The 15,950-nt window shown below is 39.7% G+C and carries 15 protein-coding genes and 1 other annotated feature; of the genes, 12 read left to right on the top strand and 3 right to left on the bottom strand.

Features of this window, described 5'->3' with window-relative positions:
- Positions 1-9: 9 nt before the first annotated feature.
- Positions 10-828 carry an aldo/keto reductase gene (locus lgb_RS09755; RefSeq protein WP_019293311.1) on the bottom strand — a complete coding sequence of 273 codons (819 nt, stop codon included), beginning with the start codon at positions 826-828 and terminating at the stop codon, positions 10-12.
- 140 nt (positions 829-968) lie between these two features.
- Between lgb_RS09755 and lgb_RS09750 the strand changes: the two genes are divergently transcribed.
- From lgb_RS09750 to lgb_RS09695, 12 genes are all read left to right on the top strand, one after another.
- Positions 969-1,334, top strand: coding sequence for a winged helix-turn-helix transcriptional regulator (locus lgb_RS09750; RefSeq protein ID WP_019293310.1), 366 nt, complete (start codon positions 969-971; stop codon positions 1,332-1,334).
- A gap of 27 nt (positions 1,335-1,361) precedes the next feature.
- Positions 1,362-1,754 (top strand): SMU1112c/YaeR family gloxylase I-like metalloprotein, encoded by a 393-nt coding sequence (gloA2, locus tag lgb_RS09745; protein ID WP_019293309.1) that lies wholly within the window; start codon positions 1,362-1,364, stop codon positions 1,752-1,754.
- A 100-nt stretch (positions 1,755-1,854) separates the two neighbouring features.
- Positions 1,855-3,360, top strand: coding sequence for a 23S rRNA (uracil(1939)-C(5))-methyltransferase RlmD (gene rlmD / locus lgb_RS09740; protein WP_019293308.1), 1,506 nt, complete (start codon positions 1,855-1,857; stop codon positions 3,358-3,360).
- Positions 3,361-3,399: 39 nt separating this feature from the next.
- Complete coding sequence (locus tag lgb_RS09735) at positions 3,400-3,909, top strand: GNAT family N-acetyltransferase (RefSeq protein WP_019293307.1); 510 nt, start codon at positions 3,400-3,402, stop codon at positions 3,907-3,909.
- Position 3,910: 1 nt separating this feature from the next.
- Positions 3,911-4,165 (top strand): MmcQ/YjbR family DNA-binding protein, encoded by a 255-nt coding sequence (locus lgb_RS09730; RefSeq protein WP_227671659.1) that lies wholly within the window; start codon positions 3,911-3,913, stop codon positions 4,163-4,165.
- A gap of 152 nt (positions 4,166-4,317) precedes the next feature.
- Positions 4,318-4,566, top strand: coding sequence for a DUF1912 family protein (locus tag lgb_RS09725; RefSeq protein ID WP_003133144.1), 249 nt, complete (start codon positions 4,318-4,320; stop codon positions 4,564-4,566).
- A 124-nt stretch (positions 4,567-4,690) separates the two neighbouring features.
- Positions 4,691-5,305: a FusB/FusC family EF-G-binding protein gene (locus tag lgb_RS09720; protein WP_019293306.1), complete on the top strand. Its 615-nt coding sequence runs from the start codon at positions 4,691-4,693 to the stop codon at positions 5,303-5,305.
- 33 nt (positions 5,306-5,338) lie between these two features.
- Positions 5,339-5,509: a binding site (T-box leader), on the top strand.
- Between the two features lie 91 nt (positions 5,510-5,600).
- Complete coding sequence (locus lgb_RS09715) at positions 5,601-8,243, top strand: valine--tRNA ligase (protein ID WP_019293305.1); 2,643 nt, start codon at positions 5,601-5,603, stop codon at positions 8,241-8,243.
- A 148-nt stretch (positions 8,244-8,391) separates the two neighbouring features.
- Entirely contained in the window at positions 8,392-9,738 is a 1,347-nt protein-coding gene (locus lgb_RS09710; protein ID WP_003133148.1) for a glucose-6-phosphate isomerase, read from the top strand.
- Positions 9,739-9,835: 97 nt separating this feature from the next.
- Positions 9,836-10,375 (top strand): 16S rRNA (guanine(966)-N(2))-methyltransferase RsmD, encoded by a 540-nt coding sequence (rsmD, locus tag lgb_RS09705; RefSeq protein WP_019293304.1) that lies wholly within the window; start codon positions 9,836-9,838, stop codon positions 10,373-10,375.
- Entirely contained in the window at positions 10,365-10,862 is a 498-nt protein-coding gene (gene coaD / locus lgb_RS09700; protein WP_019291941.1) for a pantetheine-phosphate adenylyltransferase, read from the top strand. The genes rsmD and coaD overlap by 11 nt, the downstream gene beginning before the upstream one ends.
- Positions 10,852-11,895 carry a SepM family pheromone-processing serine protease gene (locus tag lgb_RS09695; protein ID WP_019293303.1) on the top strand — a complete coding sequence of 348 codons (1,044 nt, stop codon included), beginning with the start codon at positions 10,852-10,854 and terminating at the stop codon, positions 11,893-11,895. The genes coaD and lgb_RS09695 overlap by 11 nt, the downstream gene beginning before the upstream one ends.
- A 31-nt stretch (positions 11,896-11,926) precedes the next feature.
- Here the strand turns inward: lgb_RS09695 and adhE are convergent, their stop codons facing one another.
- Positions 11,927-14,620 carry a bifunctional acetaldehyde-CoA/alcohol dehydrogenase gene (adhE, locus tag lgb_RS09690; protein ID WP_019291939.1) on the bottom strand — a complete coding sequence of 898 codons (2,694 nt, stop codon included), beginning with the start codon at positions 14,618-14,620 and terminating at the stop codon, positions 11,927-11,929.
- Positions 14,621-14,774: 154 nt separating this feature from the next.
- Complete coding sequence (locus tag lgb_RS09685; RefSeq protein ID WP_064305359.1) at positions 14,775-15,815, bottom strand: lactonase family protein; 1,041 nt, start codon at positions 15,813-15,815, stop codon at positions 14,775-14,777.
- Between the last annotated feature and the right edge of the window lie 135 nt (positions 15,816-15,950).

Below are 15,950 nucleotides of genomic sequence, written 5' to 3'. Positions count from 1 at the left end.
TCCTATTTTTTAAAAATTAAATGTTTCTGGATCTGGTCCCACGCGAAGATTTTCATCAAGATTATTGAGGAGTTCCATATCATCTTGATCCAGAGAGAAATCAAAGATATCACGGTTGGCACGCATACGTTCTATTTTGACAGATTTCACGTTAACCAAAATACCTTGCTCTAAATGCCAACGAAGGATAACTTGTGCTGTTGATTTATTGTGTTTCTGAGCAATTGTTTTAATTGTTTCATTGGCTAACAGTTGTCCTTGCATCAATGGTGACCAAGCTTGTACTTTAATATCGTGTGCTTCTAAAAAGTGACGCAGTTCTTTTTGAGCAAGTTTAGGGTGAAGCTCGATTTGATTTACTGCAGGGATAACTTGTGCATAGGTAAAGAGACGCTCTAAGTGATGTTTTTGGAAGTTACTTACACCGATAGCTTTGATACGACCGTCTTTGTAGAGGTCTTCCATAGCTTTCCAAGAAGCTTCAAACCCATAATCAGTACCTGGCCAGTGAATGAGATAAAGATCAAGGTAATCCAGACCTAATTTTTCTAAACTTGTTTCAAAGCTTTGAATGGTTTCCTCATAAGAAAGGTTGCTGCCCCATAGTTTTGATGTGATGAAGAGATCTTCGCGTGTAAGATTTGTGTCTTCAAGGCCAGCCTTGATCCCTTGTCCTGTGCCTTCTTCGTTACCATAAATTTGGGCGGTATCGATCAAACGATAGCCATTGATGATTCCGTTTTTTACGACTTCAGCAGTTTCCTCATTTGAGATTTGGAAAACGCCTAATCCTAATTCGGGGATATGTGTTGTATTGTTAAGTTTCATTGTCTTTTCTCCTTAGGTTTTCTTTTGACAAAAAATAGTATATAATAAAAATAACTTGTTGAATAGTACCTACTTTTTTGTCATATACATACAAAAAAGTAAGTTTTGTTTGAAATAAAGGATTTAGAAAGGAAATTTTTTTGGAAAAAACTTATAACATAGGTGTAGAAGCCACAATGGACGTCATTGGTGGAAAATGGAAATCTATCATTTTGTGTAACCTCAGACACCAACCCCGCCGTCCAGGGGAACTTAAACGAAGTATTCCAGGGATCAGTCAAAAAATGCTTACACAACAATTACGTGAATTAGAGCTGGATAATATCATTGTCCGCACCGTTTACAATCAAGTGCCGCCAAAAGTTGAATATTCGCTTAGCCCATATGGTGAAAGCTTGAATAACATTTTAGATAATCTTTGTTCTTGGGGGGAAGATCACGTCCGTAATCTCAAAGCTCAAGGAGAAGAAGTCTGCATCTTGGAAGAAGATGAGCTTAAGGCTTAAGAGTTAGAAGATAAGATAGAGGGAAACATGTATACACCAAATTTTAAGAGCATACATCATATCGCTATTATAGGGAGTGATTACGAAAAATCACGACACTTTTATGTAGATATTCTGGGATTTCCAGTAATCAGAGAAAGCCATCGTCCGGATAAAGGGGATGTGAAAATCGATCTTCAAATGAATGACAGTACGGAAATAGAGCTCTTCATTAAAATTGATGCGCCTGAGCGTGTCTCCTATCCAGAGGCGAAAGGTTTACGCCATTTGGCAATACAGACCGATGATATTGAAGCAGACATGGCTTATTTATCGGATCAAGGAATTAAAGTTGAAGAACTGCGCGTGGATGAGATTACCAATAAAAAGATGGTTTTCTTCTATGATCCTGATGAATTGCCAATAGAATTACATGAATAGAAAAAAATTCCAGTGAAGGTACTGGGATTTTTCTTTACAATTAGGAGAATCCTTGGATTTTAGTGGTCCAATTATAGGGAAATTATGTTAAAATTGGGATATGATTAATCTGAAAATTGGACAAAAAATCCCACTCAATATCGAGCGTATGGGTATCAATGGCGAAGGAATCGCCTCTTATCATGGGCGCTTGGTATTTGTGCCTTATGCACTGCCTACAGAAGAAATTTTGGCAGAAATTACAGAAAATGCCCGCAATTTTTCACGCGCAAAAGTTGTCAAGATAAATAAAAAGTCAAAATACCGTGTTAAGCCTGAAGATCGTGTTTACCATGAGCTGAGCGGCTCACACATCATGCATCTTGCTTATCCGCAACAATTAGAGTTTAAGCGTGATTTGCTCCGTCAAGCACTTGAAAAATACCGTCCAACAGGTTGGAAGAAGTACGAACTTCTGCCAACACTTGGTATGGAAAATCCTTTGCGTTACCGTAATAAGTTGCAATTTCAAGTGCGTCGTCTAAACAATGGCGATGTCATTGCTGGATTGTACAAAGAAGGCACACACCATTTGGTGAATTTAGAGAATTGCTTGGTTCAAGACGAAGTCATTCAAAATATCGCTAATCGTATCTGCCGTTTGATTGAAAAATACAATTTACCTGTTTATGATGAGCGTAAAGTCATGGGGATTCGCACCATCGTTGCGCGACGCAGCCAAAAAACAGGTGAAGTCCAAATTATTTTCGTGACATCTGCACGCATTAGTCTAGATGGACAGGTTTGGCCTGCCCCACGTGAAGAGCTCTCAAAACGTCAACGCAAAGACTTGGTGAAGATGGATAATATTTTATCTGACTTGACGGAAGAGTTCCAAGAGATTGTTTCTGTATCAGCCAACTTCCATCCGAAGAAAACCAGCGAAATTTATGGTGACCGTACACAGATGCTTTTTGCGGAAAAAGAAACGATTACCGAAGGCGTTTTGGATTATGACTTTGAGTTGTCACCACGTGCTTTTTATCAACTCAATTCAGAACAAGCTAATGTGCTCTATGGTGAAGCTGTACGTGCGCTAAATCCGAAAAAAGATGACCGTGTGATTGATGCCTACTGTGGCGTTGGGACAATCGGTTTTGGTGTGGCCAAGAAAGTAAAATCTGTCCACGGAATGGATATTACGCCAGAATCTATCGCAGATGCTAAAATCAATGCAAAACGTCTTGGCTTTAAAAACTGTCACTATGAAGTAGGTAAGGCGGAGCGTATCATTCCTAACTGGTATAAGTCAGGCCATAGAGCCACAGCCCTTATCGTTGATCCACCGCGTACAGGATTGGATGATGCTTTGTTGGAAACAATCACCACTTATACACCAGAAAAACTGGTTTACGTGTCTTGTAATGTTTCAACATTGGCAAAAGACTTAGTGATTCTTTCGCAATTTTACAGCATCGAATATATCCAATCTGTCGACATGTTCCCACATACAGCGCGTACTGAAGCGGTAGTGAAAATGCGTAAACTTGCCCAACCTTTGGCAGCACCTTTCCGTGCGGAAAAACCAAAGCAACAATATGACAAGCCACGTAGAAAAAGAAAATAAAATAAAATAGGGCTTTTAGTTTGAGCGGGGAGAAAAAACATGATTTATTTAAGAAAGGCAACCACAGCAGATATCGTAGCTATTATGCCGATTATTGCTCAGGCGCGTGAATTTCTGGGCAAATCAGGCAGCGATCAATGGCAAGCAGAGTACCCCGCACAAAGTGATATTGAAAATTTTCTTCACAAAGCTGTAGGTTACGTTCTGATTGTAGATGAGAAAGTTGCAGGTTTTTGTGCGGTTATTACTGGAGAAGATACACAATATACGAAAATTTATAATGGCAAGTGGTTGAATGATAGCTTGGACTATGTCACTGTCCATTGTTTAGCACTATCCGACCAATATCGTGGTTTGGGTCTGACAAAATATCTTTTTTCAAATATCTTTACTTTGATGCAGGCACGCGGTTATAATGATTTCCGCGTGGATACGCATCCAGCTAATGCAGTGATGCAGGCCGTCTTTGAACGTGAGGGCTTTGAAAAGCGCGGCATGGTTTTCTACGAAGGAGATCGCTTCGCTTATCAACTCCTTTTAGGAGAATGAGATGGATAAAGAAAACTGGCTAGAGTTTTGCTTAGCGCTTGGTCCAACTTTTGCAGATACACCTTTTGCAAAGATGGAAAAAGGGCCAGCGACGATTGTAGTGAAGCATCTAAAAAATAAAAAATCTTTTGTCTACATCTCGGAGCGTGAAGGCGAGCTTGTTTTGGCTGTCAAAGGTTTACCTTCAGTCAATGAGGAACTGCGTGAATCTTTTGTCTCAATACGACCAGCTTGGCACATGAATAAAATACACTGAATTTTAAAACAGGGAATAAAAAACTCTGTTTAGGTTCAATTGAATAAAACGCACTGGAATGATATACATTTTGGTGGTGACGTTTCAGAGAAGCAAGCGAAACAGATGATTGAGAACAGTTATCATTTAATCAAACCAAAAAGAGAATAAAAATGGAATATAAAGAAAAATTTTTAAAAGATTTTAGTGAGTGGGTGGACCAACAGGTTCAACTTTCAGAAATTGCAATGAAAGCCGCAGAAAAAATTGCGCATGAAGATAAAAAAATTGAAGCAAAAGAAGCAGCTATTCGTTATGAAAGTCGTCTCGATGCCTACCAGTTTATTCAAGGGAAATTTGAAAACTATAAAGCAGGTAAAGATTTCCACGACGTACCAGACTTAGGTACAAAAACTTTTTAAGTAATAAGGAGGGTTTTATGAAATTAAATCCTATGGTTGGTAAACAAGTGCGAGTAACTGCTCTCGCATAAGTTTACCGCTAAGTTAACAATATTCTCACTTAGCGGATAGTTAAGGAGAAAAAATGAAAGCATATGAATACAACAGAATAAAATACCTTACCTTTGACCTCATCAATGTCTACCATTCGGTTAATGATAAAGCCACGGTAGAAGCAGTTTATGCTCAAACTGTAGATGAAATAGAAGAGCTCTCGAAAGCAAAAGAAGTCGGGGACTTTTTAGAGAGAATTGCTGACAGTAAAACAACTAAAGAGCAAGCAGAACGAGATTTGCTCCATTTAAAGAATTTAGTTGAACCTTTTGCCTTACCATCTGAAAGTCAGATTAAAAAGATTTTTAAGAAGGTCAAAAAGCTTAAAGTTCCAGCGCAAGCATCTTGGGACATGAAAGAACTCACCTATTTTGCTTGGAATGAAATTTCCAGTCAGCGAAAATATATCGTGACGAGTGACGGACGAGGTTTTTATGGGACGACTTCTGGAAGTATAAAAAATATTTGTGCGATTTGTCAAAAAACAAGCCAAGTGACACAATTTTTAGCAACCACTAAAAGAGGTTCTGATGGTACCTATACTAAGAACGGAACATATATCTGTGTTGATAGTGTGAACTGTAATCGACAAATGCAAAAAATAGAAGGTTTAGAGCATTTCTTAGAAATAATCAAAGAACGCTGAGCGACCTTGCAAAAAACTGACAAATCTGATAGAATAAAAACACTAAATGAGGAGTAACAAGTCTAGTCTTTGAGAGAGAAATCGGTCGCTGTGAGATTTCAGATGAAGCTTGTGAAGGTTGCATTGTGGTCAGTTAAATAAAATTAAGTGTCTGCTTTAAAAAAGGCAGGAATTTAGGTGGTACCGCGCGTGAGCGTCCTATTTTGGATGTTTAGGTGCGGTATTTTTTTATTGACATACTCTTGAACTTCTCCCTCGACATTATTAACTGTTTTCATACCGAAAGGAAAAATAAATGACAGAAGAATTATCAACAAAATTTAATCCTGCTGAAGTCGAAGCAGGGCGCTATGAAAAATGGCTCGAACAAGGTGTTTTTGCCCCTTCAGGTGACAAAAAAGCAAAACCCTATAGTATCGTTATCCCACCACCAAACGTAACAGGGAAGCTCCATTTAGGACATGCTTGGGATACAACCTTGCAAGATATTATCATCCGTCAAAAACGTATGCAAGGTTTCGATACCCTCTGGTTGCCAGGTATGGACCATGCAGGAATTGCAACGCAAGCCAAAGTGGAAGCGCGTTTAGCTGAAGATGGTATTTCCCGTTATGATTTAGGCCGTGAGAAATTCTTAGACAAGGTTTGGGAATGGAAAGACGAATATGCCTCAACCATCAAAGAACAATGGGGTAAAATGGGTATCTCTGTTGATTATAACCGTGAACGTTTTACTCTAGACGAAGGTTTGTCTGCTGCAGTCCGCAAAGTTTTTGTTCAACTTTACAAAAAGGGCTGGATTTACCGTGGTGAGTTTATCATTAACTGGGATCCAAAGGCCATGACTGCGCTCTCTGATATTGAAGTTATCCATAAGGATGTCGAAGGTGCCTTCTATCACATAACTTATCCTTTGGCGGATGGTTCAGGTGCACTTGAAGTAGCGACAACGCGTCCAGAAACTTTCTTTGGAGATACTGCTGTTGCTGTTAACCCAGCAGATGAACGTTATGCCAAATACATTGGTCAAAGTGTTATTCTCCCTATCATTAACAAAGAAATTCCTATTGTTGGTGACGAACACGCAGATATGGAAAAAGGGACAGGTGTGGTTAAAATTACCCCTGCCCATGATCCTAACGACTTCTTGGTTGGTCAACGTCATAACTTGCCACAAGTTAATGTAATGAATGCTGACGGTACAATGAACGAGCTCACAGGCGAATTTAATGGTATGGATCGTTTTGAGGCCCGCGAAGCTATCATTAAAAAATTAGATGAGCTCGGCAACTTAGTTAAAGTTGAGAAAATGATGCACTCCGTTGGGCACTCAGAACGTACAGGCGTAATGGTTGAGCCTCGCTTATCGACACAATGGTTCGTTAAGATGGAAGAGTTGGCTAAAAATGCAATCGCAAATCAAAAAACAGAAGATGCTGTTGAGTTTTATCCTCCACGTTTTAACGACACTTTCCTCCAATGGATGGAAAACGTACACGACTGGGTTATTTCACGCCAACTTTGGTGGGGACATCAAATCCCTGCGTGGTACAACGAAGCTGGCGAAATGTATGTCGGTGAGGAAGCCCCAGAAGGTGAAGGTTGGGTCCAAGATGAAGACGTACTTGACACATGGTTCTCTTCAGCCTTATGGCCTTTCTCAACTATGGGCTGGCCGGATGAAAAGGCAGAAGACTTCCAACGTTACTTCCCTACATCGACCTTGGTTACGGGCTATGACATCATCTTCTTCTGGGTTTCGCGTATGATTTTCCAATCACTTGAGTTTACAGGAAAAGCACCATTTAATAATGTACTTATCCACGGTTTGATTCGTGATGAAGAGGGACGCAAGATGTCCAAATCTTTGGGGAATGGTATTGACCCAATGGATGTGATTGAAAAATATGGTGCCGATGCTTTGCGTTGGTTCTTGTCCAATGGTTCAGCTCCTGGACAAGATGTGCGTTTCAGCTACGACAAAATGGATGCAGCTTGGAATTTCATCAATAAGATATGGAATGTTTCACGCTATATCTTGATGAATGCAGGAGATATCACATCAGAAGAAATTTCTGCTCATCTTGACCAAGTGGCAGCGAAAACAGCAGGTAATGTTACCGATCGCTGGATTCTCACACGTTTGAATGATACAGTTGCACGCGTTACTGAACAAATGGATAAATTTGAGTTTGGTGTTGCAGGTCATATTCTGTATAACTTCATTTGGGATGAGTTTGCCAACTGGTATCTCGAATTGACCAAAGAAGTAATGTTTGGCGATGATGAAGCAGAAAAAGATGTCACACGTTCAGTACTTGTGCATGTCCTTGATCAAGTGCTTCGTCTGCTGCACCCAATCATGCCTTTCTTCACAGAAGAAATCTTCGAAAAACTTCCGACAGCTGAAGGCAAATCTATTGTGGTGTCTGAATATCCAGAAGTACGTCCAGAATTTGATGATGCAGAAGCTGGAGATGGTGTTGCCATGCTTATTGAAATTATTACCGCTGTACGTAATATTCGTGCGGAAGTGAATACGCCTTTATCAAAAGCCGTGCCAATGATGATCAAATCAGACAAAGAAGCCTTCCTGAACAAGGTAGCGCCTTATATCAGACGCTTCACTAACCCAAGTGAGTTAACTATTGCAGCGGATGTGACAGCACCAGAACAAGCCATGTCAGCAGTTGTTACTGGTGCGGAAATCTACCTTCCATTAGCAGGCTTGATTAATATCGAGGAAGAAATTGCTCGTCTCAATAAAGAACTAGACAAATGGCAAAAAGAACTCGATATGGTTAACCGTAAGCTTTCTAATGAAAAATTTGTGGCAAATGCTAAAGCAGAAGTTGTAGATAAAGAACGTGCTAAATTAGCAGACTATCAAGAGAAGTTTGAAAGCACACAAGCCCGTATTGAAGAGTTACAAAAATAGTTTATGAGACGTGGAAAAGTTCCTAATTGTGGGAACTTTTTCTTTTTGGTATAGATAGGTTTACAATATCTTAAATTTTCATTTCTTGTTAAACCTATGGAAAAGTGATAAAATAAACAAAGAAAAAAACTCTAAGGAGAGATATAAGATGGCACATATTAAATTTGACTATTCTAAATTGAAACCATTTGTAGCTGATAAAGAACTTGACGAAATTCAATGGCAAGTTGATGGCGCAGATAAACTTCTTCGTGAAGGAACCGGTGCTGGTTCTGACTTCATCGGTTGGTTAGATCTTCCAGAAGACTATGATAAAGAAGAATTTGCACGCATTCAAAAAGCAGCAAGCAAAATTCAATCTGACTCAGAAGTTCTTATTGTTATCGGTATCGGTGGTTCATACCTTGGTGCTCGCGCTGCAATTGACTTCTTGAACAACAGCTTTGTTAATCTTCAATCAAAAGAAGAACGTAAAGCACCACAAATTCTTTATGCAGGAAATTCAATTTCTTCAAGCTATCTTTCAGACTTAGTAGAATATGTTGCAGATAAAGATTTCTCTGTTAATGTTATCTCTAAATCAGGAACAACAACTGAACCAGCAATTGCTTTCCGTGTCTTTGAAGAACTTTTGGTTAAAAAATATGGCCGTGAAGAAGCAAATAAACGTATCTATGCAACAACAGATAAAGAAAAAGGTGCCGTTAAAGTTAATGCTGATGCAAACAACTGGGATACTTTTGTTGTGCCGGATTCAGTTGGCGGACGTTTTTCAGTTTTGACAGCTGTTGGTCTCTTGCCTATCGCAGCATCAGGTGCTGATATTACAGCTCTTATGGAAGGTGCTAACGCAGCGCGCAAAGAATATACAGCCACAGACGTACGTGAAAATGATGCTTATGCTTATGCAGCGCTTCGTAATATCCTTTACCGCAAAGGTAAACTTTCAGAAATCTTGATTAACTATGAGCCATCATTGCAATACTTCTCAGAATGGTGGAAACAGTTGGCAGGTGAATCTGAAGGCAAAGATCAAAAAGGTATTTATCCAACATCAGCAAACTTCTCAACAGACTTACACTCATTGGGTCAATTTATCCAAGAAGGTACACGTTCTGTATTTGAAACAGCTATTCGTGTTGAAAAACCACGTAAGAACATTAACATTCCTGAACTTGAAGCAGATCTTGATGGTCTTGGCTACTTGCAAGGTAAAGATGTTGACTTTGTCAACAAAAAAGCAGCTGACGGTGTTCTCCTTGCACACACAGATGGTGACGTTCCAAATATGATCGTTACTTTGCCTGAGCAAGATGAATTCACTTTAGGTTACACTATCTACTTCTTTGAGCTTGCAATTGCAATCTCAGGCTACTTGAATGGTATCAATCCATTTGACCAACCAGGTGTTGAAGCTTACAAACGTAACATGTTTGCACTTCTTGGCAAACCAGGATTTGAAGAATTGAGTGCTGAATTGAACGCACGTCTTTAATCAAAAATGAGATAAAAACAAAAACCACAGTACATCATTGAACTGTGGTTTTTTGATGCTTGTGGGCGAAGAAGACACAGTGTGCTATAATAGAACAATGAGAGTTGTAGCAGGAAATTATGGTGGTAGACCACTGAAAACATTGGCAGGAAAAACAACACGTCCAACGACAGACAAAGTTAAAGGAGCAATTTTTAATATGATTGGTCCATATTTTGAAGGTGGACGAGTTCTGGATTTATTCTCAGGTTCGGGTTCGCTTGCTATAGAAGCTGTATCACGTGGGATGGACAATGCTGTAATGGTTGAAAAAGACCGTTCAGCACAGCTGGTGATTGCAGAAAATATTAAGATGACCAAGGAAGAGAAAAAGTTTCAACTTCTTAAAATGCCAGCAGAACGTGCTTTGGCTAATCTTTCTGGACAGTTCAACTTAGTTTTATTAGACCCACCTTATGCGAAAGAAAGTATTGTTGCTAACCTAGAAGAAATGCAGAAAAAAAACTTGTTGGCAGATGATGCTGTCGTGGTTTGTGAGACGGATAAGGAGGTCACACTTCCGGAAAATATCGGTCACTTGTCGTTAAGTAAAGAAAAAGTATATGGAATTTCAAAGGTAACCATCTATGAAAGATAAAATCGGTTTATTTACGGGCACTTTTGACCCGGTCACAAAAGGCCATCTTGATATCATTGAACGTGCCAGTAAGCTTTTTGATAAGCTTTATATCGGTATTTTTAAAAATGAAGCTAAAAATCCTTTGTTCAGTCTAGAAGAACGTGTAGCTCTAATCGAAACAGCCTTAGCAGATTTACAATTAACCAATGTGTCAGTCATTGCACATGCGAGTGATCTGACAGTAAATATTGCGGAGAAACTTGAGGTAACAGCGCTTGTTCGGTCCGTTCGCAATGCGGCTGATTTAGACTATGAGAAAAATATGATTTACTTTAACCGTGAAATGACAGGGATCGAAACCATCTTACTGACTGCAAAACCAGAACTCGAAAATATTAGTTCTACCCGAATGCGTGAACTTTATCATTTTGGTCAAGACCTAAGTCGATGGTTACCTGCAAATGTTATTGAAACATTGAATGAGAAAAAAGCACATGAAAAATGAAAAAATAAAAAAGCATAAAAAACTAAAGCTATTCTTTGCCATCGCGCTACCGCTTCTTATTGTAGTGGGTTTATTCTTCCCCTTACCTTACTATATCGAGCAGCCAGGAGGAACCATTCCAGTTAACCAAATGGTTGATGTTGCAGGGAAAAAAGACGAACATAAAGGCAACTTTTATTTAACGACAGTTGAAATGGTTCGCGCCAATGCAGCAAGTATGCTTTATTCCAAGTCGAACTCTTTTGCCACTGTTGTGAGTAGTGAAGAGATGACGGGTGGAATGACCAATCAGCAATTTGACTTGGTCAACCAGTTTTATATGCAGACAGCGCAAAACACGGCTATTTATCAGGCCTTTAAGTTGGCAGGGAAACCTTATGAGATGAAGTATCAAGGTGTTTATGTTTTGAGCATCACTGAGGATTCAACCTTTAAAAATGACTTACAACTTTCAGATACGATAACGGCAGTTAATGGACATACTTTCAAATCTTCAACTGAGATGATTGATTATGTATCGCAACAAAAAGTTGGGGATAGCGTTACCATCAAATATACACGTGTGGATGGCAGTAATCATGAAGCCACAGGTAAGTACATTAAGTTGAGTAATGGTAAAACAGGGATTGGTATTGGTTTAGTAGATCATACCCAGGTTGTGACAGACCCTAAAGTTAAAATCGATGCTGGAAGTATTGGCGGGCCAAGTGCTGGTATGATGTTTACCTTGGAAATATATAGCCAAATCACAGGCAAAGATTTACGTCAAGGACGCGAAATTGCAGGTACTGGAACGATCAATGAGGATGGCAGCATCGGGCAAATAGGTGGCGTTGATAAAAAAGTTGCTACAGCAAGTAATGCGGGCGCAAAAATTTTCCTTTGCCCAGATGAAACGGAAGAACAGACAAAGGCTTCTGGTACAACAAATAACTACACAGATGCGCTTGCGGCAGCTAAAAAGTTGAATACAGATATGAAAATTGTACCTGTAAAGACGATTCAAGATGCGCTAGATTATCTCGAAAAATAAAAAAAGCTGTAATTTACAGCTTTTTTTATGCTTAATATTGATCTTGTAAGAGTGTTTTAAGCTCTGAAATACTTGGCTGGCGTGGATTTCCAGGTGTGCATTGATCATCATAAACAAGGTTTGCAAGCTTATCGAGTTCACACTCCAAGTGGTTTTTATCAACACCATTTCCTGATAGAGTGACATCGATATCGATGCTGTCCGTCAATTTTTTAATTTCCTTAATAAGTTTGTCTACGAGTTCCGCATCATCTTTACCTGTAAGACCAATATAACGCGCAATTTCAGCGTAATCTTCTTGGGCACGGTAAATCTCATAACGTGGGTATGGTGTACGTTTAACGTTTCCTGTTACAGCGTTAAATTTAATGACGTGAGGCATAGCGATAGCGATAGCTAAACCATGTGGTAATTCAAACTCACCACCCACTTTGTGGGCTAGGGAGTGATTAATACCGAGAAATGCATTGGCAAAAGCCATACCAGCTAAGGTTGCTGCATTGTGCATATTGGCGCGTGCGACTTGTCCTTCTTTAGAAGGCTTTGATGGGTCGTAGTGATATGAGGTTGTCAAATTATCAAAGATTAACTTAATGGCACGAAGTGATAATGGTTTAGTATAATCCGAAGCCATGACTGAAACATAGGATTCAAGCGCGTGACTGAGGGCATCAATACCTGACCAAGCCACAGTACGTTTTGGCACGGTCATAACAAATTCAGGGTCAACAATAGCTACTTGAGGTGTAAGTTGATAATCAGCTAAAGGATATTTAACATGGGTTTCATCATCGGTGATAACAGCAAAGGGCGTTACTTCAGAACCTGTACCAGAAGTGGTCGGAATACATACCAATTGCGTTTGATCTTGATGCGGGAATTTGACGATACGTTTACGAATATCGATGAATTTTTGCGCCAACTGCTCAAATAGAGCTTTTAGTGCAACGTCATCATTGAGGTCAACCTCTCCACGAACAGAGTATTCATAAATCAAGCGGCCAATTTTTGCTGCATCAAGTGGAGAACCACCGCCGAGTGCGATAACTGTGTCAGGTTTAAAATCAGCCATTTGTCGAGCAATTTCAATCGCTTGTGAAAGTGTTGGGTCAGGTTTTACAGAACCATATATTGAAGTTTGAACTTGTGTTTCACGAACGGCCAATTGCTCAAGCATGTGGTCGACAAAGCCAAATTGCAACATGCCGTGGTCTGTGACGACAAAAGCACGCTCGATATTAGGCATTTCTTGTAGGTAAGAAATAGAGTTGTTTTCGTAGTAAATTTCTTTTGGCAGACGAACCCATTGTGGGCGATTACGACGACGTGCCACTGTTTTGATATTCAATAGATCATATGTACTCAAATTGTGTGAGATTGAATTTTTCCCCCATGAACCAGTTCCTAAAGTCAGCGATGGACGCATTGCATCAGTATAGATATCACCAACGCCTCCAATAGAATCTGGTTGGTTAACTAAGATACGTGCAGCACCAATAGCATCAGCATATTCTTTCACAAAAGGATCGTCTTGTGCACCTATCTGGATAGCCGCATTATGCCCAGCGCCTTGATAAGCCAAAAGTTTCTGAACGATGGCGGTACCATTTTCGCGTGAGGTAGATTTGTAAATTGACAAAAGCGGGCTAAGCTTTTCAGAAGAGAGAGCTTCACCAATGTTTTTTTCTTCCAATTCAAAGAGAAGAACATCTTTTCCTTCAGGTACTTTTACGCCTGCTTGTTCAGCAATCCATGGGCCAGGACGGCCGGCAACTGGACCAGTTACTCCGAAGCCCTCACCCGCACGCTCAACAAAAACAAATTTTTCGATGGCTGAATAATCTTCCTTTGGAACATTGTAAGCACCGTGAGCTTGAAGTTTTTCGAGGAATTCATCGTAAATTTCTGCAGCAACTACAGCAGAGTTTTCGGTAGCGCAAATCATGCCGTTATCAAAACGTTTAGAAAGTAGCAGGTCTTCAACTGCACGATCCACATTTGCAGTAGCATCAACGAAGACGGCACCATTACCTGCTCCCACTCCTAGTGAAGGGTTGCCTGACTTGAGTGCTGCATTAACCATTCCGGGTCCACCTGTAGCTAGAATAGAAGCAATACCGTGGTTTTGGATAAGTGCAGTAGTGTTGTAAAGACTTGGATCTTCGACCCATTGGATAAAGTTCTCAGGTGCCCCAGCTTTTAGGGCAGCTTCGTAGACAATACGTGCGGCATGAGAGGAACAATTTTGGGCTTGAGGATGAAAGGCGAATACGATAGCATTTCGTGTTTTTGCTGTTAAAAGTGATTTGAAAATTGTTGTAGAAGTAGGGTTGGTTGTTGGTACAATTCCTGCAAGCACACCCAAAGGGGCTGCAATTTCTACTGAGCCAGCAACTTTGTTCTCGCTGATTACTCCTACTGTTTTATCATTTTTAATTGAATTATAAACAGATTCTGAAGCAAAGCGGTTTTTAGTATCCTTATCCTCAACGATTCCTCGCCCTGTTTCATTATGAGCTTCGTGCGCAAGTTCAAGGGAATGTTCGCTTGCCGCTAAGGCCATTGCTGCGACAATTTTATCTACTTGCACTTGTGTGTAGCCTTCAAATTGTAAAGCGGCTTGATGTGCTTTTTTGACAAGACCGTCTGTATATTGCTCTGCTTTTTCTGCAAGTACAGCTTTATCAGCGGTTGTTAGTTCTTTTTTGGTATTCTTGCTTGACATATTTAAATTTCTCCTTTGTGAAATTTATCACGTTATTATTTTAACAAACTTTGAAAGTGCTGTCAAATAATATTGTGTAAAATCACACAAACTTTTTTGGTAAAATACTATTTGCATTTTAATGATAAAAAAACCGCCTGAATGGCGGTTTTCATTAGAGTGTTGGTAAAATACATGTGCCCTCTGGGCTATAAAAATCTTTTTGCTTAAGTGTGAGCATTCCTGTTTTCCTATTACGGCGGAAAAGACTAATATTATCGCTATCTTGATGTGCTACGATAATAAAATCTTCTGTACTGTTGAAATTGAAATCGCGGGGTGTTTCCCCTTCAGTTTTTACAATATCTTCTAAAGTTATCTTTGTCCCTAAGGGGCTAACACTGTAGATGGCGATAGAATTATGCCCACGATTTGAAGCATAAAGAAATGCACCATCGGAAGAAAGACGGAGAGCAGATGCGCTCTTTGTGCCTTCAAAATCTACTGGAAGAGTACTGATTGTTTCCAGTGCAGCAAAGCGTCCTTTTTCTTCATTATAGCTGAGAACAGTTACAGTAGAAGAAAACTCACCAATAGCATAAGCAATCTTACCATTGGGATGGAAAATAAGATGACGTACTCCAGTACCTGCAGGCATACGATAGAGGCTTACAAGAGAGAGCTTGCCTTCTTCACCAACAACATCGTAAACTGTAATCTCATCTGTACCCAAATCACAAGTAACTAAGCGTCCGTCAGGTGTAAGATCTGTGTAATGCACGTGAGGGCGTTCTTGGCCAGGGTGTACTTTTGATCCCTCGCCTTCATGTTTTACAGTGTCTGTTAAGGTAAGCGACCCATCTTTTTGAATTTTGTAGACACGGATTTCCCCTAAGTGATAATTGGCACCGTAAACAAAACCACGTTTATTATCAACGGCTACATAGCACAGAGGTGCGCCAACACTAGTAACATAGTTGAGAAGCTCTGTTTTACCTCTTTTATAGCTGAGAGCAGCAATACCGCCACCATTTTCATCTGCAGCACAAGTGTAAAGATGTTGTTTTGTTTTGTCCAAAGCAAAATAAGTAGCATTTTGAACATGAGCAACTTCAGTTAGATTAGAAAGTTCTTCCTTTGCAATATCTAGGTCAAAACTATAAATCCCCTTTGATTCACGCTTAGTGTAACCGCCAACTAGAATTTTTTCACGCATATCTTGGCTCCTTTAACATTTAATATTCGTATAATTATTTTATCATAAATGAGCGTTTTCAGGAAACTAAATCTCTTGGAATTTGCGAAGACAGGACAGCCAACAAAATGACACAACAAGCTCTTGCAATAAGGG

Source organism: Lactococcus petauri (assembly GCF_023499275.1).
Taxonomy (GTDB): Bacteria; Bacillota; Bacilli; order Lactobacillales; family Streptococcaceae; genus Lactococcus; species Lactococcus petauri.
The sequence above is the reverse complement of the archived record's forward strand: the minus strand, read 5'-3'. Positions and strand labels throughout refer to the sequence as shown.

What these genes read in the sequence shown, in the direction of transcription:
- lgb_RS09755 (WP_019293311.1), bottom strand. Translation starts at nt 828, where the DNA reads ATGAAACTTAACAATACAACACATATCCCCGAATTAGGATTAGGCGTT.
- gloA2 (WP_019293309.1), top strand. Translation starts at nt 1,362, where the DNA reads ATGTATACACCAAATTTTAAGAGCATACATCATATCGCTATTATAGGG.
- rlmD (WP_019293308.1), top strand. Translation starts at nt 1,855, where the DNA reads ATGATTAATCTGAAAATTGGACAAAAAATCCCACTCAATATCGAGCGT.
- lgb_RS09735 (WP_019293307.1), top strand. Translation starts at nt 3,400, where the DNA reads ATGATTTATTTAAGAAAGGCAACCACAGCAGATATCGTAGCTATTATG.
- lgb_RS09730 (WP_227671659.1), top strand. Translation starts at nt 3,911, where the DNA reads ATGGATAAAGAAAACTGGCTAGAGTTTTGCTTAGCGCTTGGTCCAACT.
- lgb_RS09725 (WP_003133144.1), top strand. Translation starts at nt 4,318, where the DNA reads ATGGAATATAAAGAAAAATTTTTAAAAGATTTTAGTGAGTGGGTGGAC.
- lgb_RS09720 (WP_019293306.1), top strand. Translation starts at nt 4,691, where the DNA reads ATGAAAGCATATGAATACAACAGAATAAAATACCTTACCTTTGACCTC.
- lgb_RS09715 (WP_019293305.1), top strand. Translation starts at nt 5,601, where the DNA reads ATGACAGAAGAATTATCAACAAAATTTAATCCTGCTGAAGTCGAAGCA.
- lgb_RS09710 (WP_003133148.1), top strand. Translation starts at nt 8,392, where the DNA reads ATGGCACATATTAAATTTGACTATTCTAAATTGAAACCATTTGTAGCT.
- rsmD (WP_019293304.1), top strand. Translation starts at nt 9,836, where the DNA reads ATGAGAGTTGTAGCAGGAAATTATGGTGGTAGACCACTGAAAACATTG.
- coaD (WP_019291941.1), top strand. Translation starts at nt 10,365, where the DNA reads ATGAAAGATAAAATCGGTTTATTTACGGGCACTTTTGACCCGGTCACA.
- lgb_RS09695 (WP_019293303.1), top strand. Translation starts at nt 10,852, where the DNA reads ATGAAAAATGAAAAAATAAAAAAGCATAAAAAACTAAAGCTATTCTTT.
- adhE (WP_019291939.1), bottom strand. Translation starts at nt 14,620, where the DNA reads ATGTCAAGCAAGAATACCAAAAAAGAACTAACAACCGCTGATAAAGCT.
- lgb_RS09685 (WP_064305359.1), bottom strand. Translation starts at nt 15,815, where the DNA reads ATGCGTGAAAAAATTCTAGTTGGCGGTTACACTAAGCGTGAATCAAAG.